Source organism: Anaerolineales bacterium, assembly GCA_037382465.1.
Taxonomy (GTDB): domain Bacteria; phylum Chloroflexota; class Anaerolineae; order Anaerolineales; family E44-bin32; genus WVZH01.
Genome location: JARRPX010000037.1, coordinates 1 through 22824 on the forward strand (window position 1 = coordinate 1; position 22824 = coordinate 22824).

22 protein-coding genes and 1 tRNA gene are annotated in these 22824 nt (G+C 58.5%); 7 read left to right on the forward strand and 16 right to left on the reverse strand.

What is annotated here, in order from left to right:
- Positions 1-942, reverse strand: a 942-nt coding sequence (locus P8Z34_10750; protein ID MEJ2551152.1) for a C39 family peptidase, incomplete at its 3' end; no start/stop codon positions are given.
- 297 nt (positions 943-1239) lie between these two features.
- Between P8Z34_10750 and P8Z34_10755 the strand changes: the two genes are divergently transcribed.
- The 5 genes from P8Z34_10755 (at position 1240) to P8Z34_10775 (ending at position 4745) form a co-directional block, all read left to right on the forward strand.
- Entirely contained in the window at positions 1240-1758 is a 519-nt protein-coding gene (locus tag P8Z34_10755; GenBank protein MEJ2551153.1) for a 2'-5' RNA ligase family protein, read from the forward strand.
- Positions 1759-1760: 2 nt separating this feature from the next.
- On the forward strand, positions 1761-2471 hold the full coding sequence (locus P8Z34_10760) for a ubiquinone/menaquinone biosynthesis methyltransferase (GenBank protein ID MEJ2551154.1): 711 nt from the start codon (positions 1761-1763) through the stop codon (positions 2469-2471).
- A gap of 15 nt (positions 2472-2486) precedes the next feature.
- Positions 2487-3278 carry a YdcF family protein gene (locus P8Z34_10765; protein MEJ2551155.1) on the forward strand — a complete coding sequence of 264 codons (792 nt, stop codon included), beginning with the start codon at positions 2487-2489 and terminating at the stop codon, positions 3276-3278.
- Positions 3279-3396: 118 nt separating this feature from the next.
- The gene (locus tag P8Z34_10770; GenBank protein MEJ2551156.1) at positions 3397-3987 is read left to right on the forward strand and encodes an NUDIX hydrolase; all 591 of its coding nucleotides are present in this window, start codon (positions 3397-3399) and stop codon (positions 3985-3987) included.
- Positions 3984-4745, forward strand: a complete 762-nt coding sequence (locus P8Z34_10775) for a class I SAM-dependent methyltransferase (protein MEJ2551157.1) — start codon at positions 3984-3986, stop codon at positions 4743-4745. The genes P8Z34_10770 and P8Z34_10775 overlap by 4 nt, the downstream gene beginning before the upstream one ends.
- A 42-nt stretch (positions 4746-4787) precedes the next feature.
- Here the strand turns inward: P8Z34_10775 and lpdA are convergent, their stop codons facing one another.
- From lpdA to P8Z34_10795, 4 genes are all read right to left on the reverse strand, one after another.
- The gene (gene lpdA / locus P8Z34_10780) at positions 4788-6185 is read right to left on the reverse strand and encodes a dihydrolipoyl dehydrogenase (protein ID MEJ2551158.1); all 1398 of its coding nucleotides are present in this window, start codon (positions 6183-6185) and stop codon (positions 4788-4790) included.
- A gap of 73 nt (positions 6186-6258) precedes the next feature.
- Positions 6259-7482 (reverse strand): winged helix DNA-binding domain-containing protein, encoded by a 1224-nt coding sequence (locus P8Z34_10785; GenBank protein ID MEJ2551159.1) that lies wholly within the window; start codon positions 7480-7482, stop codon positions 6259-6261.
- A 19-nt stretch (positions 7483-7501) separates the two neighbouring features.
- Positions 7502-9076 (reverse strand): glycoside hydrolase family 43 protein, encoded by a 1575-nt coding sequence (locus tag P8Z34_10790; GenBank protein ID MEJ2551160.1) that lies wholly within the window; start codon positions 9074-9076, stop codon positions 7502-7504.
- A gap of 199 nt (positions 9077-9275) precedes the next feature.
- Complete coding sequence (locus P8Z34_10795) at positions 9276-9899, reverse strand: PsbP-related protein (GenBank protein MEJ2551161.1); 624 nt, start codon at positions 9897-9899, stop codon at positions 9276-9278.
- Positions 9900-10078: 179 nt separating this feature from the next.
- On the opposite strand from P8Z34_10795, the gene P8Z34_10800 reads away from it, so the two are divergent.
- Positions 10079-10774, forward strand: coding sequence for an HAD-IB family hydrolase (locus tag P8Z34_10800; GenBank protein MEJ2551162.1), 696 nt, complete (start codon positions 10079-10081; stop codon positions 10772-10774).
- A 36-nt stretch (positions 10775-10810) separates the two neighbouring features.
- On the opposite strand, the gene P8Z34_10805 is transcribed toward P8Z34_10800, so the two are convergent.
- The 11 genes from P8Z34_10805 to P8Z34_10855 all read right to left on the reverse strand — a co-directional run bounded on the left by P8Z34_10805 (position 10811) and on the right by P8Z34_10855 (position 20547).
- Positions 10811-11518, reverse strand: a complete 708-nt coding sequence (locus tag P8Z34_10805) for a methyltransferase (GenBank protein ID MEJ2551163.1) — start codon at positions 11516-11518, stop codon at positions 10811-10813.
- 200 nt (positions 11519-11718) lie between these two features.
- A complete protein-coding gene (locus P8Z34_10810) occupies positions 11719-12072 on the reverse strand; it encodes a hypothetical protein (GenBank protein ID MEJ2551164.1) in 354 nt (117 codons plus the stop codon).
- A 160-nt stretch (positions 12073-12232) separates the two neighbouring features.
- Positions 12233-13387 carry a L,D-transpeptidase gene (locus P8Z34_10815; GenBank protein ID MEJ2551165.1) on the reverse strand — a complete coding sequence of 385 codons (1155 nt, stop codon included), beginning with the start codon at positions 13385-13387 and terminating at the stop codon, positions 12233-12235.
- A 242-nt stretch (positions 13388-13629) separates the two neighbouring features.
- Positions 13630-15426 carry a threonine--tRNA ligase gene (thrS, locus tag P8Z34_10820; protein MEJ2551166.1) on the reverse strand — a complete coding sequence of 599 codons (1797 nt, stop codon included), beginning with the start codon at positions 15424-15426 and terminating at the stop codon, positions 13630-13632.
- A 370-nt stretch (positions 15427-15796) separates the two neighbouring features.
- Positions 15797-15870, reverse strand: a tRNA-Val gene (locus P8Z34_10825).
- A gap of 82 nt (positions 15871-15952) precedes the next feature.
- Positions 15953-17122, reverse strand: coding sequence for a WD40 repeat domain-containing protein (locus P8Z34_10830; protein MEJ2551167.1), 1170 nt, complete (start codon positions 17120-17122; stop codon positions 15953-15955).
- Positions 17112-18149 (reverse strand): DUF362 domain-containing protein, encoded by a 1038-nt coding sequence (locus tag P8Z34_10835; protein ID MEJ2551168.1) that lies wholly within the window; start codon positions 18147-18149, stop codon positions 17112-17114. The genes P8Z34_10830 and P8Z34_10835 overlap by 11 nt, the downstream gene beginning before the upstream one ends.
- 184 nt (positions 18150-18333) lie before the next feature.
- The gene (locus P8Z34_10840; protein ID MEJ2551169.1) at positions 18334-18930 is read right to left on the reverse strand and encodes a nitroreductase family protein; all 597 of its coding nucleotides are present in this window, start codon (positions 18928-18930) and stop codon (positions 18334-18336) included.
- A gap of 55 nt (positions 18931-18985) precedes the next feature.
- Positions 18986-19303, reverse strand: a complete 318-nt coding sequence (locus P8Z34_10845; protein MEJ2551170.1) for a TIGR04076 family protein — start codon at positions 19301-19303, stop codon at positions 18986-18988.
- Between the two features lie 166 nt (positions 19304-19469).
- Positions 19470-19952 (reverse strand): TrmO family methyltransferase, encoded by a 483-nt coding sequence (locus P8Z34_10850; GenBank protein ID MEJ2551171.1) that lies wholly within the window; start codon positions 19950-19952, stop codon positions 19470-19472.
- Positions 19945-20547, reverse strand: a complete 603-nt coding sequence (locus P8Z34_10855; GenBank protein ID MEJ2551172.1) for a PadR family transcriptional regulator — start codon at positions 20545-20547, stop codon at positions 19945-19947. The genes P8Z34_10850 and P8Z34_10855 overlap by 8 nt, the downstream gene beginning before the upstream one ends.
- 322 nt (positions 20548-20869) lie before the next feature.
- On the opposite strand from P8Z34_10855, the gene P8Z34_10860 reads away from it, so the two are divergent.
- Positions 20870-22690: a choice-of-anchor Q domain-containing protein gene (locus tag P8Z34_10860; protein ID MEJ2551173.1), complete on the forward strand. Its 1821-nt coding sequence runs from the start codon at positions 20870-20872 to the stop codon at positions 22688-22690.
- Positions 22691-22824: the final 134 nt, after the last annotated feature.

Genomic DNA, 22824 nt, shown 5'->3' on the forward strand with positions numbered 1-22824 from the left:
GAACGCATGCGCCGCTTCGCTGTAACGATCGAAGTAGAGCAAGTTGGTACCCAGATTAAACCAGGCATACGGATCTTCCGCATCGAGTTGGATTTCATCCTGAGCGGCCTGTAAAGCCCGCTCCCGGTTTACGGCTTCATCCAGGTCATCCCCGAGAAGTCCCTCGATGATCGGACGCTGCTCGACCGGATACAGGATCATGTATACTCGATTAAACGCCTTCCAGCCATCATCCAGGACCGCGTAGCTCACCTCTCGATCCGGCCCTTCGAAAGCGTCCTGGGTGATGAAGACCTGGCGGGTGTCATCGTACCCCGTCAGCAGCAGGTAGTGTCCCGCCCATCCTGCGTCCGGACCATCGCTCACGATCACGTACCCCTTCTCGACGATCATGGGATATCCCGCGGCGATAAAACGTTTCAAAATCTCCAACGTGCCCGCGACCCGATACATTGCCCCCATCCAACCAGCCCGCGTTCGAACGTAGTACGCCAGCTCATCGATGTTAACGTTGCGGTCGCCGCGATCGGGCTTGACGACGTTCGAAATGGAAAATTGATCCCCATCCCACCCATAGTAACGCAATCCCAACGCCAGGGTGGCGGGTCCACAATTGTTCCAATCCTGCTTTTCCCATTCCGGAGCGGCAAGCCGTATCGAATCCGGTATCCGTGTGGGAGTCGATGCAGGCGTAGCGGAAGCCGTCGGCTCGGAGGTAAACAGCGGGGCTGCGGCGGTCGGAAAAGACGAAACAACCGCCGGCGCAGCTCCGGAAGGGGTAGGCAGCGTATCTCCAGGATACAGCCAGCCGCGTACGATTCCCGCCGCCGCATCCAGGCGCCACTCCAGCTCATCTTTCACTGGGGTAAATTGGTAGACGCACCAGAGCAGCACCGCGGAGAGGATTGCGCCCGAGACAAACCACAGTATGCGTGAACGCATGCGTGCATTATACCGCTCGGTACTCCATCATCCGCCGGTTCCCCCGCCGACGGTGCGACGACGAATTGTGGGCAATCCAACTTACTTCCTATCCTCCAACCCTACAAACCAGCCAGGAATGCGTTAAAATACAAACGAGCTCCGTACGGAAGGGAGCAAATCCAAACCTTGGATTGGTGAAGTCCGAAACGAACACCCCGCCAAGCGCCCGGCCAGGAATGCGGGCAAGATTTACGAAGCTCGGATGCTCACTTCGGACGACACCATAACTGTTCCAGGTAATCCGCGAGTTGATTCATGGGACTTGAAAGCGCGCTACTCATCGTTCCGCCTCGACCCGTCCAATCGTTTGCCTTTCCGATTCGCGAAATGCACGATGCGGAATCGTTCAACCGCGTTCCCGCACACATCACATTGCTCTATCCCTTCGTTCCACCGGACGAGGTTGAAGAAGCAGAGAAAACTTTAACCAGGATCTGCAAGAAGATCTCCCCGTTTGAAGTAACACTGGATCGATATGGTCAATTTGAAAACACGATCTTCCTCGAACCATCCCAACCCGAAAAGATCTTGGAACTGTTCGCTCAAATCTCGAAAGCCTTTCCGGATTATCCCGCCTACGAAGGGGAGCACGGCAAGGGACTTCATCCGCACCTGACGCTGGCAAGATTCGATAAACCCGCGCAGGCCAAGAAGATCGAACTACCCCCCGAGCCCAAATTCACCTTCGAAGTCAAGCAAATCCATATCTATCTCGGTGCTCCGGACGACGATACGCCTTTCATTCCGCGTGCCGTAATTCCCCTGGGCAAGTAAACATGGCCACGAGAAGCGCAGAAGGGCGGAAACGAAACCTCCGTCAGATGTTCGCACGCCTGGCGCCGCGTTACGATTTAATGAATCGCATCATGACCCTGGGTTACGATCAGCGTTGGCGCAGGGAGACCATCGATCATCTATTCCTCAACGAACACGGCCGGGTTCTCGATCTGGGAACCGGAACTGGAGAACTCGCATTCGAGATTTTGCGCCGCACGCCGAGAACGAGAATCGTCGGCGTAGACATCACACCCGAGATGATCCGTCTCGCACATGAACGAGACCGGCACGCCGCCGTTGGCTGGGTCATCGCCGATGTCGAACAACTTCCCTTTGCCGGCGCCGTCTTCGATGCGGTTGTGTCCGGCTTCGTGCTCCGCAACGTTGTCGATATCGACCGGGCGTTGGAAGAGCAAAACCGAATTCTGAAACCCCGAGGGTGCATCGCCTGTTTGGAGACGACACCACCTGGCCGAAATATCGTCAGCCGGGTGGTCGGATTCTACATGCGCCGTATCGTACCCTTTCTCGGCCGGCTGTTCAGCGGAGATGGCGAAGCCTACCGCTACCTCGAACGTTCCACGCAGACTTTTCTGCCCACGCATGCCTTGTCCCGGCGTATCCGCGCTGCGAATTTCGTTGCCGTCCAGTTTTCTCACCACATTTTCGGCAACGTGGCCATTCATTGGGCAAGGAAAATCCAAGGATAAGGAAACGCTTCCAGCATGGACCTGCTCGTCGAAATCGTGAAAGAATATCTGCTGCCCGGATCACTGCCTTTTCTGCTGTTCGGGCTGCTCGTTGGCCTCGTCCTTCTTTACTGCGGTGAGAAATGGAATCGACGCGGAAGGCGTTGGCTCACGTTGCTGCTGCTCGGCTACTGGATTCTGAGCATGCCGCTCTTCGCCCGGGGAATCGAATCTTTGCTCGGGCGCGGGTATGAGTCTCTGGATGAACAGGAGATCCCGGAAGGTGTGGCCACCATCGTCATCCTCGGAGGCGGAAGCAATACCTTGCGCGTGGGCGAATTCGAACGAAACGTGCTCAGCGAAGCGGGGATCCTGCGGGCTATGGAGGGCGCGCGTCTGTATTTCCAGATGAACGAACCGTGGGTGATCGTTTCCGGTGGGACGAACGCTCGCGCAGGTGTATTGACGCCGGAAAGCGTACCGCTGCAGGATGCCCTGATGGATTTCGGCGTTCCCCCATCGCGGATCCTGCTCGAGTCCGCATCAGGCGATACCTACGAACAGGCACTCAATCTCAAAGAAATGCTCGTACAGCGAGGGGTCGGACGATTCATTCTGGTTACTTCACCGACCCACATGCGGCGTGCTGTGGCCGCTTTTGAGGCACAAGGCCTTCAGCCGATTCCGGCGGTCTCTGCCCAACATGGCGCCGGCTTCCTGGAGAACGACGTCGCCTTCTTGCCCAGCGCCGACGCGCTCCACGCCAGCTGGATGGCGATGCGCGAGATCGCCGCCACGCTTTACTACGCCCTGGCAGGACGATTCTAGCGGATGACGATCCACATAGGCCATTCATTGTCGGCGGAAGCAGGTGGTTTATAATGGTCAACCGGGTAGATTCCCCGAATCTCGGGGCGAGATTCTGACGCACAGCGAGGCCTACGAAATGCCCGAACTGAAGCCCTGGCGCACCCTGAAGCGAACCCTGCTGCTCGACCGCCCTCCCTGGATGCGGGTTTACGCGGACGACGTCGAATTGCCCGACGGCAGGATCGTCGAAGGCTACCTTCGGCTCGAATCTCCGAGCTACGTGTCGATCGTGCCCCTCGATCGGAAAAACCGTGTCGGGCTGATACGCTCCTACAAACGCGGCGTCGATGAAGTCGACATCCAACCGCCGGCCGGAATCGTCGAAGCCGACGAGCCGCCCCAGCAGGCGGCGCAGCGTGAACTCCTCGAGGAACTCGGCTGCACCGCCCACTCCTGGCAGGCGTTGGGAAGTTACGTGCTCGGCGGTAATTTTGGCGGAGGTCCGGCGCACATCTTCCTGGCCACCGGTTGTGAGCAAACGCAAGCACCGGATTCCGGAGACCTGGAAGAACAGCAAGTGTTGTGGCTTCCGCTGCCCGAAGTCCGGCAGCGCTGGACGGAAGGCCAGTTTCGACAGCTCGCCTCGGTTGCTTCGCTCGGTTTGGCCTTCGCGCATCTCGATTCACACGACCGGTCATTCTCGTCCGCCAATGGTGAGCCACGATGACGACACCCGTCGATCTCCAACGGGCTGCGCTTCGTGGAGAGCCGTCCTACGTCTGGCGCGCCGGCCAGGCCAGGCGCCTGCGCATGATCCTCGACCACGCCGAAGGCCGCGACCGCGGCGATGTCCTGGACGACGGCTGCGGCGTCGGCATCTACCTCGAACGCCTGGCCCGGAACGCGAAATTCGCCGTCGGCGTCGAATACGAAATCCCCAGGGCAAGAAAAGCCAGAGAAATTGGGCTACGAGTCACAGGCGCTGCCGCAGAACGACTGCCGTTCCCTGCGAACAGCTTCGATCTCGTGCTTTCCCATGAAGTGCTCGAACACGTGGCCGACGATCGCGCCGCGCTCGAAGAAATCGTTCGCACCCTGCGTGTTCCCGATCCCTCGGCGGACAAGCCGGGCGGAAGGCTGTTCCTCTTCGCACCCAACCGCGGTTATCCGTTCGAAACTCACGGAGTCTACTGGCGCGGGCGCTACCGCTTCGGCAACATACCCTTCGTCAACTACCTGCCACGCAGGTTACGCGATCGCCTCGCACCTCACGTGCGCGTGTATTCCCGCAGGGACGTGAAACGCCTCGCTCACGATCTTCCACTGAAAATCATCCACACCAGCGTCATTTTCGGCGCATACGACAACATCATCGCCCGTTGGCCGAGGTTCGGCCGAGCCCTGCGCGCGATGCTGCACTTCCTCGAACGGACACCGTTCAAGGTCTTTGGCCTGTCACATTTTTGGGTTTTGGAACGGACCTGATCCGGCGGTATTCAAATCACCGGAGATTATCGCCGACGAGCGTCAGATGTGAATGGCATGCCCCTCGGCGGCGTGCGCGGCTTCCATCAGTGCTTCGCTCAGCGTTGGATGCGCATGCACGTTCCTGGCGATCTCCTTTGCAGTAAGTTCCATCATCTGCGCCAGGGTCAGTTCGGGCAGCAATTCGGTCACCTCCGGTCCGATCAGGTGCGCCCCGAGAATCTCCCCGTATCGGTCGTCGACGATCAATTTGACCCATCCAACGTAATCATCCAGCCCGAGCGCCTTGCCGTTGGCCTGGAATGGGAAGCGGCCGATTCGGATTTCATGACCCCGTTCCAGAGCCTGCTTCTCCGTCAGGCCGAACGAAGCAACCTGGGGCTGGCAGTAGGTCGCTCGCGGCATCATCTCGTAGTCCAACGTGATGGTTTCCGCACTTGCGATATTCTCGGCACAAATGATGCCCATCGCGGAGGCCACGTGCGCCAGCATGAGCTTGCCGGTCACGTCACCGATCGCCCACACGCCGGCAACGCTGGTCGCCATACGCTCGTCGATTGCAATGGTGCCGTTCTTTTCCAACGCAACACCGATGTCCTCTAGTCCGAGGCCGGCACTATTCGGCCGGAAACCAATCGCTATCAACACCTGTGCAGCGTCGAGGATCTCTGCACCGCCGGATCCCGAGACTTCGACTTTAACCTTGGTTTTCAAGCGTTCGATGCCTTCAACTTTCGTTCCCGTCATCACCTTAATACCGCGTTTCGTCAACGCTTTTTTCAACTCCGCGCTGACCTCTTCGTCCTCGAGCGGGGCAATCGCGGGCAGCATCTCGACCAGCGTTACGTCTACACCGTACGAGTTCCAGAGCGTGGCAAATTCGAGCCCGATGGCGCCGCCGCCGACGATGATCACGCTCTTGGGAAGTGAGTCCTGCAAGATCGCGTCACGATAGGTGAAGATTTGTTTGCCGTCGATGTCGACGCCCGGAATGGTCATCGCCGAGGCGCCGGTGGCGATGACGATATCCTTGGCCTTCAACGTTTGAGTCGAACCGTCCAGGCCGGTGACGACCAACGTGTCCGGCGTCTCGAATTCCGCCGTCCCCATGTGGACCTCGATTTCGTTCTTCTTCATCAGAAATCCGACGCCCTTCGTCAGCCGATTCGAGACTTTGCGGCTGCGTTTCACGGCAGCGGCGTAATCGAGTTTGAGGCCGTCGATCTGGAAACCGAAATCTTTGCCGCGCTCGCGCAGGATGTGGGCGACTTCAGCGTTGCGCAGTAAGGATTTCGAGGGGATACAGCCGATGTTCAGGCAAACGCCGCCGAGGAATTCTTTTTCAACGATCGCCGTCTTCATCCCCAGCTGCGCCGCTCGAATAGCGCAAACATACCCGCCCGGTCCGGCGCCGATCACAATTACATCATAGTCAGCCATTGAGAAACCCTCCACCCGGTTAACTGCTATGAATTCTATCGCATCATTTCGGCGGTCGCGTGATTCCTGCGAATCAATCGCTTGTTTTCGAGAGCGCCTCCAGCCAATTCAAATCGGTCCGACCGGCGACCCGACGCTCGACCCGCAATTGATCGGTCCCCAAAAATCGAAGGAATCGCTTGAAGCAGCGCGCCAGTTCGGTCCGCATCGTCTTTGAGGGGGACGCATCCGCTTCCCACCACCAATTCTTGATCAGCAGCGTACCGCTTTCCTTGTCCCGCCCCGGCTCGAAGCGGGCGACGAAACGATCTCCGTACAGCACGGGGAGAACGTAATAGCCGTACGTACGCTCTGCGACAGGCTTATAGACTTCCCAGACGTAGGAGAAATCGAAGAGCGCCTCGATGAGGCGGCGATCCCAGAGCAGATTGTCCAGCGGCGCCAGAATCGCAGCCCGCCTGCGCCGGGAGCGAGAAGCCAGCACGGTTTCAAGCAGCTCACGCTCCTCGTGCCGGATGTACAGCGGGACATCGATCCCCTCAACTTCCACTTCTATGAGTCTGCCCGACGCCAGCAATCGCTCGAACGCCGCCTGCCGTTGAGGGCTTTTCATCCCCAGCATCCCCAGCCAGGCGTTGCCCGCCCGGTTCCAGATCAAACCCACGGCGCCGATGCGGCGATAGACGTACCAGTCGTGATAATCTTCTGCGCTCCGGTTGGGGTCAGCAGCCGCCAGCAGCTTCCCCGGAAGATGCCGGCTTGCAAAGTCGTACACCTTGCGGGTATGAACGCGGTGATGGATCACCAGTTCGCCCCAGGAATACATGCTTTCCAATGCCGCCCGGGCGATGCGCGTCGGCGCCCAGGCCCAATCAACGCTTCGATCGAAATCCAGATCGATCGACGACAACGGTCCACGGGTTTCGATCTCCGCCCGCACCTGCGGCATGATCTGTGTGGCGGGCCGGTTGTCGCCGCCGTAGCGATGAACGGCGTAATCCCGCTGCCGCCGAAAATACGGCCAATCCTCCACGGGATAGATGGACATGTTTTTGTCCCAGCCATCGATCAGCTTTCGCTGCTCGTAAAGCAAGTCCTGCAGCATCCCGGGCCTGAAGTCCGCCACGCGCGCCTGCAGCACCAGTTCGGGATTGTTTCCCACGATGTTCAACGGGTCGTATTGAACGCATCCCACGCGGCGGATGTAGTCGAGAATCCCCGGTTTCCCCCACCACGAAAATCCCGCTCCCAATCCGTGATGGGCAAGCATGAAACGGCGGGCCCGATTGTTCGTCAAGCGGATTTTTTCCCACATTTCAGACAGTCCGCGCTCCGATGTACTCGAACCAATCAAAATCGGCCACGTTCTCACTGGTCTCACCGTTGCTGCTGGCGTACAGTCCAACGTAGGCGCCGACGAAACCGCCGGCGACGGGCGTGCTGAGCAGGCGTCCATCCACGTTCGTCTCCAGGGGTTGCCAGGATTCAGGCCGGGTCGAGACGTAGAAACTGTAATCCTGGCCCTGGGCGATGATCTTGAAATAGCATCGCTTCCCCGCAAGCGATGCTTCCGCAAGAATCGTTTCCTCTCCCGCACGACGCTGAATCAGCCGGATCAGATTCCCCTCCTTCCCGCCTTGCGAAACGACGCAACGGAAGTGAAAATCGTTGTTCTGCAGCAGAACGACGCCGGCGCACTCATTTGGATTCTGGGGTGAAAATTCCATGCAAGTACGCACGACGAAGTCGATGTGCTGCTGCCGCCTGCCGACGAAGCTGGGATGGGCGAGCTCCGAAAGCCGCTGCGGCCGCAAATGCAGCCGCAGGTATCCGGGGCGCTCTCGCAGACTCCAGAATTCATCGCGCGGCGTGCGCAGGAAATTCCAGTTCGGCCCCAGCGACTCTGCCTCGAAATGATCGCAAGCCGGTTGAGAAGGCCACGGATGGTTCGCCAAATCTGGCACCGCATGTTCGAACTCGACCCTTCCGATTCCGGGGCTGACGATCGGCCAACCCTCCTCCCAAACCACAGGAACCAGAAAAGTCTCGCGGCCCAGGTTGTAGAAGTATCCGCCGTACGGACGCATGGCCAGCAGCACCATCCACCATTCCCCGTTTTGCGTTTGGACCAGGTCGGCATGGCCGGTGCCAACGATGGGATAATCCAGCCCCAGATTCCGGTGGGTGAGGATTGGATTGCGGGGATCGACTTCGTAGGGTCCGTCGATCTGGTCACTGCGGGCAATCGTCACGGCATGGTTGTGGCCGGTTCCGGCCTCCGCCACCATGAGGTAATACCTGCCCTCGATCTTGTATAAATGAGGTGCTTCGGCATGCACTGCACCCTTGACGGCTCCGTCCCAGAGTGAATGCGTGTCACCCACGAGCTGCATCTTCTCTACATTCAACTCCTGCAGCCATACCTCCCGGTGACCCGGGTATCGTTCGCCGTACGGCGGTTCGCGGTTTCCGGTGTACCATGCCCGGCCGTCGTCGTCGAAGAACAGGGAAGGATCGATCCCCGGCGCGTCCTCCAGCCAATGCGGCTCGGACCACGGTCCGGCGGGATCGGTCGCCGTGACGATAAAATTTCCCGATTCCTTCAAGCCGCGCACGAGGGTGTTGATCACGTAAAACGTTCCTGCATGGTGTCGAATCGTGGGCGCGTACAACCCGGCGGAGGGTTCGATGCCGTCCAGCGGTAACTGCGAAGGACGGTCCAGCACGTGCCCGATCTGTCGCCAGTGCACGAGATCGCGGCTGTGAAAGATGGGCAAGCCTGGAAAGTACTCGAAGGTCGACGTGACCAAATAGTAATCCTCACCGACCCGGCAGATCGAAGGATCGGGGTAGAAACCTGGAATGATTGGATTCCGATACGTTCTTCGCATGACTCATCTCCCTCCACAAAGAAGATACTCTCTTAGTTTAAAACGGATAAGCAAACCGCCCTTCAAGCTTTCAGGATATACAATTTTTATTGCCCCATATATGTTAATTGCATATTCTTTTACTTTTCGAGAGGTGCATCGACCCACTCCGAGCGCAGTCCGATCCCGGTGAAGATCGAGCGGTCACCGGGTCTGATTTTCATTCATCGTGGACTCGCAGACTTCTGACGATGGATTGGAATTCCTCCGCATGCGCATCGAAATCGTCGAGGCCTTCCAGGCTGGAACAGGTTACCGACCACACCGTCTCTCCCGTCATGGTCAGCAACATAACGCCGTGTACACCGCCCATATTGGCCAGCGTTGCAACGTATTCGATGATGTACGCATCTCTGCCACCTGCCTTGACCTTTTGCCGCGAGATCTCCTGAAAACTTTCGGCGACGGCCTCCATGCCGGCGATTTCCCCATTGACCATACCCCGCAAGCCGTATATGCCGGATGGGCGCGGTTCGATGACGATGTTGACATTCGGATGGTAGCCAGAACTGTGTGGGATTCCCGCAAGGAATAAAAGCGCTGCTTTCTCAACGGGAACCCCTTCGTTGATCTCCTTGATGTAATCCTTCATATCCTGTTCCACCTGACGGATGAGTTCCAAATTCATACGCCAATCCGATGGGTAAGAGATGCTGTACAACCCCTCAGGGTCGTTGTACGTTTTGAAATCCTCAGGAATGACCCATTCAGCCTCCGGCACGCAGGCTGTGATTAATATCCCGAGGGCAAACAGCATAGCGATGATCGCCATTCTCGTACGCATGAGTTCCTCCAGCAGGTCCGTTTGCCTAGTATAAACGAACACCGCTTCCCAATGTAGCAAATGTCCGCACGACGGACAACCCACTCCGCCATCCCACCGGCCTCGGACCGGGCAACGCAACCGTAGGTGTGTACTCTGCTATAATGGACGCGCAATTTTCAAGGAGGAACAAAACCAAGATGATCGCCGCCATTTTCGACCTCGATGGCACGCTGTACACCGGACACCTGACTTATGCCATTTCCGAACATCACCGAACGCATCGGATGCAGCGCGTCCCGCTCTACGTCTTCATGTCCATTCATTGGCCCATGTGGAGTCTGGTGAAGCTGGGGCTTCTTTCCGAAACGGAGGCACGCAGTATCTGGGCCAGAAACCTGAGCTGGACGATGCGCGGTCTGAAGGTCGAGCGTGCCGCAGAGGCTTTTCGCTGGATCGCCGAGGAGTACGTGCTGCCCCGCGTCCGGGAAGACGTGATCGCGCGGTTGCACGAACATCAGCGCGCCGGACACCGGGTGATTCTCCTTTCGGGAACCTTCGTCCCGCTACTGGCGGAAATTGGAAAACTGTTGGGGATCACCGAGGTGGTGGGGACACGCTTGAAGGTCAAGGATGGGAAATACACCGGCAGCAGCGAGCGTCCTGCCTGCCAGGGACGGCACAAGGTCACCTGGCTTGAACGCCATATTGCAGCGGACACGAACATCGATTGGGCGCAGAGCTACGCCTATGCCGACAGCATCACCGATCTGGCCGTCTTGGAGCACGTCGGGCGACCGGTAGCGGTTTACCCGGATGCGGAGTTGGCCGCGCATGCTTGCAACAATGGCTGGGAAATCATCGCACAGCCGGCTGCACGGGCCGCTTCCGGCTGACACCGGTGGTCGATCCACAGGCTAACCAACCTGTCCTCAGCCACTCGATCGACTACCGTAGATCAATTCCATATCCGCTTTCTCGGTCCCATAATAATGCGCCCAAACGAAGGCATGCTCGAAAACCGCCACGACCAGTGCGGCCGTGGAATTCGCCATGAGCGCAATCGACCACAAGCCCAGAAATGCGAAGGTGTACATGGCGTTGCTGCTCCAGCGAAATGCACCCTGGCGCACAAACGGCATGGCGCGGTAGCTCAATCGAAAATGATCCCCGCCGAGAGCTCTCGCAACCCCAAAATACCGTTCCACAGACCAGAAGGTGTATAACGTAGGCGCCAACAGGACAAAACCCAGGATCCAGCCCACGGTCGAATCGAGACCGAGAGAGCCCCGATCCGACATCGCCAATCCGAGCAGTAGAATTGGGCGTGCTGCCAGCAGCGGCAGAAACACCAACCCCCAGACGATCAAATCCTTCCGGCCGAACCAGCGTGAAAGTACCGCCCATCCCAACTGTCCTCTGAAAACCAGCCAAACCAGCGCCTGATGCAACACGGTCAATCCGACGGCCATCCAGAACCAGGTGACATCCGCTACTCCCAGCCAGGCGCCGTCGCCCAAAAAGGGTCTGGCCAGCGCCCATGCCAGGATGGCGAGGACGGCGCCGGCGGCGAAGTGGATCCCTTGCCCCTTGAAAAAATATCGTACTTTTTTTGCTTCAGCGATTTCGATATCATCCATTCGAACTGCCACTCCTCGTGTCCCACATCATCCATGTATTCGCCGCAGAAACACAGGTTGAAGCTGTCTGAAATGTACAGCGTTCTCCACCAGCGAGTGTTTGAATTATCGCAAGCGATGGGCCGCCGTGCAAACGCCATGTTCTAAAACACAAAAAGCGCCTGAAGGCGCCTTTTGTGAAGTATGAATGACGATCCGGATTACGCAGCTTTCGCTGCCGGGGCGATGCGCTTGCCGGATTCCATCTCCAGGTGAGCGATCATGTCCTCCAGAGCTGCATTGTAGCAATCGATCAGATCCTCGTCTGGCGGCTTGTGCCGGCGCAGGGTCTGATGCGTGCAGGCCAAACAACCACGCATCGCTCGGTAGGAGTCTGTCTCGCACTTGAGACAGCCGTTCAAACGGATCATCATCAATTGAAAAGCGAGATTTTCGGGATCGTCCTGCGGCAAACGGGAAATCCGATCGACTAAATCTCGCCATGGTTCACCCCGCGCACTACGTAAACGCGGAGTGACGTACGGTGGATAGAGAAGTTCATTGTCTGCATACATGATAGCGCCGACCCCCTCCGTCTAGGATAAATACGGACCAATTTGACTACATTTTAGAGATTCAGATTTATCCGCAGCAGAGTACTTTGGTACCAGATTTGAACTTTCGACCTAAAATCAGGCATTCTTTAATATTTTACATTCAAGTTTTCGGTGCGGCTTATACACCTCCTGCCCCGTAATATTCCTCATCGGTCGGTGTTTCACCGGACGGATCGAACACGTGCACCCAGGTGCCCACTTCCGCCCAATTGTACAACCAATTCGCGTCCGGTAAGGAGAGATTTACGCATCCGTGCGAACGTGGGTAGCCGAAACCGTTGTGCCAGTACGCGCCGTGCAGCGCACGCGATTCGTCGAAATACAAAATCCACGGTACGTCCTCGAGATAATAGTAATCGGAACGGTCGGCCTCAAAAGCGCCGCCCATGAAATCGCTCTCCAGCTTCTTATAAACCTGGAAATCTCCGGGACGCGTCCACCAGCCGTTCAAACCGCTGGCAACCAGCGTGGCGAAAACCATCTCACCGGATTCATAGACCGCCAGGGTCTGCTCGTAGAGATTGATCGAAATCCAACGATCGTCCGGGACGCCCTCCGGTCGGTCGGGGTCGGGGAAAACGATGCCGAGCAGGCGCTGCTCGATCCAGTCTTCCGGGCCGACCTTGTACCAATTCAATCCACCCACGCTTTCGACGTCGTGGATCCAAACCATGTCGTAGCGGTATTTCCAGCGTCCCGTCTTGGCTTGATCGGAACCCGGACCCGCGCGGGTCTCGACGTTGCTCAACACCCAGCCAAAAGGCTGGGCCGGTGTTTGTGTCAGGGTCACGCCGCGGAAATTGGGGATCGACACCCGGCTCACTCCATCGCCGCGAATATACACACCCGGGGTGATCATGTACGCCACCTTGCCGTTCTGTTCGATGCGATCGATATATGAGAAATAGACGAAACCCGGTTCGATGGTGCGATAAGGGTCGTGTCCCTTAATCGCCGAATCGAGGCTGTTGTACAGCGGTGTGCCATTTTTACGCCCCGAACGCAAATAGCTGAAATTCACGTCGCCCAGGGAAAGATCGACGGACCCCACCGGTAAGGGATGCTCCGGGTACAAGCCCTCGATGGCCAGCGCGGTCAGCGAGCTGCGCGCGCCGTTGTCACACCGCTGGGGATGGCGCAGCTGCAGCCGATTGGTACAAACCGCGGATCCGTTGTCGATTGCGATCGCCGGACTCTCCTCCGCAACCGCCAGGGAGAAGGCCACAAAAATAAGCAGCAAACCAATACTCAAGCCAAGAAAACGTTTCAGCATCCGTTCGACCTCGATTTACAATTCCCCAAGGTGACCCATATTATATCCGCAACCCGTTCGCTGCTCCAAAAGGTTGGAAGATGGTATTACGTTTCCGGGCGTGCACTATCGGACGGCTGCAAATCGACGGCCAGCCCGGAAAACCGGCAGAAAGCGTTCCTGCTGTGAGGAACCCAAGCGGGGACGCACAGTGACGTCCCCGCTTTGTAATTCATCTTCAAAACCTTGCTTCGTATCGGAGATCAAACCCCGGCTTGAATATCGTCCTGGATTCTGCTCATCAGATCCTCGATGGACATGGCGCCCAGATCTTCCTCACTGCGCAGCCGCACGGCGACGGCGTGCGCCTCCGCCTCGCGATCCCCCACAACGAGCATATAAGGAATCTTCTGCATCTGGGCGTCGCGAATCTTGGCGTTCATGCGCTCGCTGCGCGAATCGACTTCCACACGATAGCCGGCGCAGCGGAGTTCCCCGGCAACCTCATCGGCGTAGGCGACGTGCCGATCGGCGATGGGAATCAAGATCGCCTGCACCGGCGACAACCACACCGGTAAAGCCCCGGCGTAATGCTCGATCAAGACGCCCATGAAGCGCTCCATCGACCCCACCAAAGCGCGGTGGATCATGTAGGGTCGATGTTCCTCACCGTCCTCGCCGACGTAAGCCAGGTCGAAACGCTCGGGAAGCGTGAAGTCGAACTGGATCGTCGTAAGCTGCCACTCGCGTCCCAGGCTGTCGCACAATTTCAAATCGATCTTCGGGCCATAGAAGGTGGCTTCGCCTTCGTCGACTTGATAGCGGACCTTTGCCCGCTCGAGTGCCTGGCGCAGCGCTTCCGTAGGCGCTTCCCACTGCTCGGGCGATCCCGCAGCCTTGTCCGGGTTACGCGTGGAAAGATAGGCCTGGAAATCCTCGAAGCCGAAGGCGCGCAGCACGTCCAGGCTGAACTTCAGCACCCGGTCGATCTCTTCGGGCATCTGGTCCGGACGGCAGAACAGGTGCGCATCGTCCTGCGTAAAGCCCCGCACGCGCATCAAGCCGTGCAGCACGCCGCTGCGTTCGTAGCGGTATACCGTGCCCCACTCGGCGTAGCGCAGCGGTAGATCGCGGTACGAGCGCGTACGGCTCTTGAAGATATGCACGTGGAAGGGACAGTTCATCGGTTTCAGATAGTACTGCTGGCCGTCGATCTCCAGCGGCGCGTACATGTTTTCTGCATACCAATCCAGGTGCCCGCTCGTCTCCCAGAGACTGGCCTTGCCGATGTGCGGCGAATAGACGAATTCGTAGCCGCCGCGTTCATGTTCGTCACGCAGATAATCTTCCGCAATCTTGCGCACCATGCCGCCCTTGGGATGCCAGAGGATCAAGCCCGCTCCGACCTGCTCGTTGATGCTGTACAGATCGAGCTCGCGCCCGAGTTTCCGATGATCGCGTTTCCGCGCTTCTTCCAACCGCCAGAGATACTGCTCCAGTTCGTCGGCAGTCATCCAGGCCGTGCCGTAAATACGCTGCAGCATGGGCAGGTGTTCATCGCCGTGCCAGTAGGCGCCAGCGACGTTGAGCAGTTTGATCGCGTCCGGATTGATCTCACTCGTTCGCTTGACGTGCGGTCCCCGGCAAAGATCGACGAAACTGTCGTGGGTGTAGATGGAGATTTCCGGCTTTTCCTCGATCGGTTCGCCGTATTCGTCCAGGCCGCCTTTTTCCAAACCGTCGATCAATTCGAGTTTGTAATCCTGGCCCTTGAAAATCTTCCGCGCCTCATCCGCCGAAAGCACCCGCCGCTCGAAGGCATAGTCGCTCTTGATGATCTCGCGCATGCGTTTTTCGATCTTCTCCAGATCCTCCGGGGTCAACGCTCGCGGTAGATCGAAGTCGTAATAGAAACCATCTTCGATCGGCGGTCCGATGGCGACCTTGGCCTCTCCGGCCGGAAACATCTCCGTCACCGCCTGCGCCATCACGTGAGCAGCGGAATGGCGCACACGATACAATTTTGATTTTTCGTATTCCGATTTCTTTCCTGCAGCCATACGATACCTCCAATGCTTAAACAAAAAACTCTCGCTTCTGGGGCGAGAGTCTTCACTCACACGGTTCCACCCAGATTGGCCGCTGCTGACGACCATCTCGGACAGCCGCTAACGGAGCTGAACCGTTCCCCATACTCACCCCGCAGCAATGTGCAGGAGTTTCCGGGTCAGGCTCACGGGGGGTTTTCACCGAACGGACGCCGCAGGGGATTCTCAGTCCACGCTCCCCTTTCTCTGTCGGGCCAATTCCGGCTACTCGTCCCGGTCATCGCCTTGCATATTCACCTGGTGGATACATTATATCGGACGCATGTGCGTTGTCAACAGACCCCGCTGAGAATAAAAAATGCCGTCGCAGTTCGACGGCCAGTGGGCGGTATAGGATTTGAACCTACGACCTCATGCATGTCAAGCATGCGCTCTAACCAACTGAGCTAACCGCCCTCGTGTGAGCATTATAACGGGGCCGGAATGAAACTGCAATACGGCGTAACGAGCGAGACCGCATCACGAACCATCTCGCCGCCTAGGGAACTCCCCACAAGACGACGCTTCCGTCCTCCAGACCGGCCGCCAGCAGTCTCCCATCGGCGGAGAAATCCAGGCTGGTTGGAATCCCGCCAGCCGGTTCGAGGTAGCGCAGCACCTTTCTGCTTGCGACGTCCCAGAGCCCGATCCTGCCGTCTCGCGAGGCCGAAGCGATGATCGTGCCGTCCGGTGAGAATTCGATATCGTTCACGCGCAAGCGGTGCCCATCCAGGGTTCGCTGTGGTTCGCTTCCCTGCAAATCCAGCAGCCAGATCGAACTGCTGCCCACGAGCGCAACGGCCAACGTCCCGCCGTCGGGCGAAATCGCCACGTCCCGTACGACCAAATCGTAGCCGCGGATCAAATCTGGTGCGTCGATCGAGTCCACCACCCAACGCTGCAGGGAACCGCCGCAGCACGGACGCCCTTCACCGGTGACGATCTGCGAGCCGTCTGCGTTGAACGCCAATCCCCAGTAATCGACCTGTCCTTCTCCCGTCACGCTGCAGGATGGCTGCGCCAGGGTTCGACGCAGGATTCCGGACCGAGTCGCACGCAGCTCGACGATGCAGCGGTGGCCGCCCGCAGCGAAAAGATATCCATCCGGTGAGAAAACGACTTTCAATACCCGGCCGAGTAAATCACTGTGGATGCTGCGGATGAGCGTGCCGTCCGCAACGCGCCACATGCGCACGCTGCGGTCGTCGGAGCCGGAGACGATCGTCGCTCCGTCCGGCGAAATATCCACGCTGCGCACGGCATCCGTGTGACCGGACAACACCCACAGCAGCGTTCCATCCGCCGTGCGCCAGACGCGCAGCGTACTGTCACGCGATGCGGACACCACCAGCGCGCCGTCCGCCGTGAGTGCCACGCTCGTCACTTCCGCCTCGTGACCCGTCAACGTCCAAAGCGGGGCAAGCGATTCGATGTTCGCGAGCGTTATGAGCGCCGGCGTGGGCGAAGGCGTGAAAGTCGGTGTGCGGACCGGGGTGACCGTCGCCGTCGGAGCGAAACTCGGCTCGGGCGTGACGACGCTCACCTTCAACGTCGACGTCGGCCGCAGCGTCGGACTGACAGGCGGTAGAACGCCGCACGCGCCGACGATCAGCACGCATAACAGCGTGAAAGCGGCAAATATCCGACTCGATCCGTTCTCACGCCGCACCGGGCAGCTCCACGATGTCCAGATTTTCGAGGTCACTTCGGCCCAGGCCCATCGCCACGCCGGCGGTGATGTAATTGAGTTGGCTCGGCTGCATGTCGAACAATCCGGCGGCGTAGCTGTCCGCAGCAACGATGTCGGGGCTGGCGATCAGCGTATCCAACTGCTGTACGTCGTCCAGGCTGCCCCCGGTCGGGCCGTGCGCTTTGAGGATGCGCACCGCATCCACGACGGTCAGCGTGGGCCGGACACGGCTGGCCAGATCGGCCAAGCGCTGGCCCATGTTGATGTGCATGGGCGGACGATCCCAAATGGTCCCCATCAAGTTCTTCATACCCAGCGTCAGACGCGCCAGACTGTGATGTTTGGCAATGGGAACGTTGATCACGGCATCGGCCTGGAGGATGTCGTCGTAGATAAAACACGTACGCAAATCTTGTCCTTCCGGTATCTCCGTATCGACATATTTGAAGCTCGAGATTACCTCCATCATGCCGCCGGCCGCCTCAACCTGCTCCGCAATCCCGCTGCGAGCGTAAGCCTCTTCGCAGGTTCCGCCGAAGGGGTAGTCCATCACGCGCACGCGCGCCGCACCGGACTCGAAACATAGTTTCACCAGTGCGGCCACAACCCAGGGGTTGGTCGTCGCGGCGTATTGATAGGTGTGATAGGAGACGCAGATGTTGGGCTTGACGATCACGTCATCGCCCGGATGAACGAAACGGCTCATCCCACCCAGGGCCGCCAGCGCGCTGCGCACCAGTTCTTCGGGCTCACCTCCGCGGGCGACGGTTAAGTACGGATACGCCGTCGACTCCCCGGCGGCGTTCGCGGGCTGAGATTCCTGCACCGCTTCGTTTTCGGCGGACGGGGCATCCTTCGACTCTTGGGAATCGCTTTCCGGCGATAGATTCAGATTCGGGGTCGGCGCTTCATCTTCCCCGCAGGCGGCCAGAACGCTGGCGCCGGTCAATGCGGCGAACTGGATCGAGAGCCAGCGCAGCACATCTCTTCGGGTCAGTTTTTTCATCTCGATGCCCTCCTCCTCGTCACTGCGTTACCAGTTCTACAGACACAGCATACTGTGTAACGTAACACGACAAGCGTAACTCATTGTAAAGGCGTTCGACTGGATTTGCCATCCGCAACCCGTACGACTGCACGGATGACGTTTGTGATTTCTGCTTGGCCACCAGCCGGCAGGACATCTGAATTTAGTATTCGCCGGGATACTTCGTATCCCAGGCGCCCAGGAACGCAATTGCCTCGACCCTGCGGCGATCGCGCGGCATCGATTCCCTGGCCCGGATTTCGTCGGGCAGGTCGGCAGCGTTTCCCGGATATCCCACGGCAATCATGACGGCCGGCTCGAATTCGGGAGGAACGCCGAACGACCTGCGAGCGCATTCGTGGTCGAAGCCGCCCATCGGGCGGCAGTGCAGTCCCATGGCGATGGCTTGCAGCATCAGGTTTTCGTTGGCCAGTCCCAGATCGTGGAACGCTTTCGGGTTGATCCGCCCACCGGCGCTCACCGTCTCTGCCACGGCAAGCAGCAGCAGCGGCGCCCGGCCCGCCCAGATCCGGTTTCCCGGATTGAGGCAGGCGCGCGCCTTCTCCAAAGCCCGTTCGTCGCGCCGGTCGAAGACGATGTAGCGCCAGGGCTGTGCGTTGCGAGAGGAAGGCGCCCAGCGTGCGGCCTCGAGCAGCCGGTCGATCACCTCCGGTGGAACCGGCCGGTCGGGATCGTAATTGCGCGACGACCAACGTCCCCGGATCAGTTCGTGGATGTCGTTCTGCGACTCGGCGGCCACGATCCCTCCTCTGCAGCACGGCCCAGGGCAGCGGCGATCTCGATGCGACGGTCGTTCAACTCACGACCTTCTCGATTTTGAAGTAGACGGGGCGGGTGCCGTCCGAGCAGCAGGCGATGATCGTGTTCGGATTCTGGTACCACGTGCCGAAGTTTCCGTCCGCGGCGAAACCCACCAGCGCCTTGTAAATGTCGTCCCACGCCCAGGGGCAGAATCCTTGCGGGATGCCCGACCATACGTCGGTGATGAATTCCTGCCCTTCTTCGAACACCTCGCACGGGCCCAGCGATTTCCTGCGTTCCGCCTCGACGTATTCTTCAACGAGGTCCTGGTTGAACGAGGTTTTCAGCACGGTGATCTTACAGGTGATCATGCATTCCGTCTCCTTTATCGACGCACGTCGTTTACTTCGCTCTGGTCCGCTGGCCTCCAGATTCTACCCCAGTGTAACGCAGGATCATCCACCGAAGCCAACCTCACCTCGGGAGAGAATCAAAAAGACCCGAAAAGTTATTGAAACCCTTCGGGTCTCTTGACGACTACGAGAACTTCGCCACGTTCTCGGGATCGGAGAAGAAGGCGGCGGCCTCCTCCATACTTTCCGGAAATCCTTCCAGCCACTGTGGATATTCCGCGTCCATCGCCCGGTCAGACATGGGCAAATAGGGCTTGATGTCCAGGAGCGGCGTACCGTCGAAGGCGTCGATCCAGGCCAGATCGACGGTTCCAGCTTCCTCGTCCACGCCCAACAGAAAACATGTGGTGATGGCGATGGGATTCGGACGCGCTTCGGCGCGATTGGCGAATACGCCGCTCTTCACGCCCGGGGCGTAAGGCAATTCGACGACCAAATCCCCCTCGCCGGCTTGATCGGCCCACCAGAGCACGATGGCGTGCGAGCAGCTTCCCAGCCCTCGCAGCGCCGGTCGATAGGCCGCCTCGATCTGCAGCCGGTAGCGTCCCTGGCTCTCGTCGGATTCCACCCGGCCGATCGGGGTGAGTTCGATTCTCGTTTCATCCATTTCGTTCATCTCCTGTATTTTCTTTATCCTTCGATCCGTCCGGGGATTCGCCGCTCATTTCTTCCAGGCGGGTGATCAGGTCCGCCAGGAAAGTCAGCTCGGCCTCCCCGAGCACAAATCCATATTCAAAAAGCACGTCGAGCGGGAAGAATGACGGGCCGAGTTTTTCCAGCTCCTGCTCCTGTCGCTGCAGATCGCCCGCCAGCCATTCCCGATAGGTACGCACGGCTTGCAGTGCTTCCTGCGCCGGGATGCCCCACAGATTATGCAGACCCATGAGGAAGTTGGTGTAGGTGAACTTGGGCTGCGCCAGCGCGCGCAAGGTGGACTCCTTCCACTGCACCCTACCGGCCGGCGTGATGCGGTATACCTTGCGCGGCACACCCGCAGAGGGTTCCTGATCCTGGCTGCGTTCGATGAAACCTTTCTCCTCCAGACGCTGCAAGATGTAATAGATCGAAGAGGTGGAAAGGTCGGTCCACGTGCGCATGTTGCGCTGGTCTATCGTTTGTTCGACCTGATAACCATGCATGGGCTGTTCGCAGATCAGGCTCAGGATCACCAGTTCGGCGTCGGTCAGGGATTCTTCGGGCATAAATACTCCAGTTCTGTATTATTCCAGAGATGGAATAATACAATATACCAAGACGGCTGTCAAGTCCGAAACGGGAATTGCGGCGTTGCCTCGAATAGGGAGGCGAGTGCTGTCCCAACCTGCACAGTGACTCCGTTCCAGAGAGTAGAGGCATAAATACCGACCTCGTACGATCGGTCCGCTCTTGACTTGAAGAAGAGCAAGGGGACAACACACTTCACGACACACAAGCATCCAGATACCCAGCTGAAAGCAGAGACGGATCAAGGCTGCGAAACGCTGAAACTGTTTTGATAGGCCTATGCTAGAAGGGAGAATGAAAATGCGTATCAAATTATTGATTGCCATCTCGATCCTGCTTGCCTTATGCGCTTGCGAATTCCCTGAAGTCGAGACCATCGGCTGCGACGTGAGCGAACTGATCGATGCCATCAATGACGCCAACGCCACACCGGCGACCGGGGATAATATCGCCCTGTCCGCGGGCTGTATCTACGAACTCACCGCGGTGGACAACAGCGACTCACTCGGTAACAACGGCTTGCCGGTGATCGAATCTCCGATCGCCATCATCGGCAACGGCGCCACAATCCAACGCTCAAGCGCCTCAGGAACACCCCTATTCCGCATCTTTAAAGTCGCAACGAATGGCGACCTGCTCTTGCAGAATGTGACGCTGGCGAACGGAGCCGCCAGCCCGGCGGACGATACGGGCAATCTCATCGGCGGCGCCATCTCCAACCAGGGCGTGGTGACGGTTTCCAGCAGCAACTTCTTGAACAACCAGGCCGATCTCGGCGGCGCCATCCGGAATTTCCGCGGGGATGTGACCGTTGCCGGCAGCACGTTCTCGAACAACCTCGCCAATCACAGTGGAGGGGCGGTCTATAATCAAGGCGGGAATCTGGATGTGAGCAACTCACAATTCGACGGCAACACGGCCACCAGCGGCAGAGGCGGCGCCATCAATAACGGCGATCAGGAACAGGCTTCGATCGCAGCCATCATGGGCAGCACCTTCACCGGGAACGTGGCGTTCGCCGGCGGCGGCATTGGCAACGAGCTGGGTGGTTTCATGACCATCGACGACAGCTCGTTCTTTAGCAACCAAGCCTCCCGCGGCGGAGCCATTTACAATAAAACGGAAATGGACGTTCACACAACTACGATCGCCAACAACACAGCCTACTCGGGAGGCGGTATCCAAAGTTCAGGTTCCATTCTATATATAAGCAATTCCACACTTTCCGGTAATTCGCTCATCAGCGCTCCCGGACCAGATGAACAGGGCTCGGCGATCATCCACGACAGCGGACGTTTAAACATCGGCAGCGTGACCATCACGGGCAATTCGGCTTCCGCGAACAGGCCGGCAGTGTATGTCCAAAGCGGCTGGGGCGTTGGGGTCGGCAACTCGATCGTCGCCATGAACAATGGAGGTGACTGTGATTTTTCCTCCACCTCCGTAATGTACTCAATAGGGGGAGACAACATCGACTCCGATGGCAGCTGCACCGGCTTTACCATTACCGATGATCCACTGCTCGGACCGCTTGCCGACAACGGCGGCCCTACGCAAACCCACGCATTATTACCCGGCAGCCCGGCGATCGACACGAGTACACTCTGCCCTCACCCCACCGATCAACGCGGCGTCACACGCCCGCAAGGTTCAGATTACGATATCGGAGCATTTGAATTGGAAGCCTTTTCACCGGTCGTCGAAATCTCACCTGTGGTCACCCTGGAACAAGCGTTGCCCATCGAAACGCCGACCCCCACAGAAGAAGAGCCGCCGAGATTCAGCCTGGACATGAACGGCTTCTGCCGGCGCGGTCCCGACAGGCGCTACGAAGACGTGACGGCGTTCACCGCCGGTACCGTGCTCGCTGTGGCAGGCCGAAACGAGGAAAGCACCTGGTGGTGGATCGGGGAATTCAACTGCTGGATCTCCGACGCTGTGGGGCATTTCCACGGCAACGCCGAATCCCTGCCATTCATCATCCCACCCGAACTGCCGGAACCCGAGCCGGAACTGACCTGCAGCGCCGATCTCGAGAAAGCGCAGTGTATTGAGGCCGGTGGGACCTGGGCGGAAAACGTGACGCGAGCTCCTTACTGCGTATGCCCGGATGGGGAGTGAAATCATCGAACGAAAAAGGCAAGTTGTTCGATTTCGAATTGCCTTGCGAACCATAAGACCCGAAGGGTTTTTCAAAACCCTTCGGGTCTCCATTTGAATCTCTAGATCGTCTACGGAATCGAATTCAGGATGGC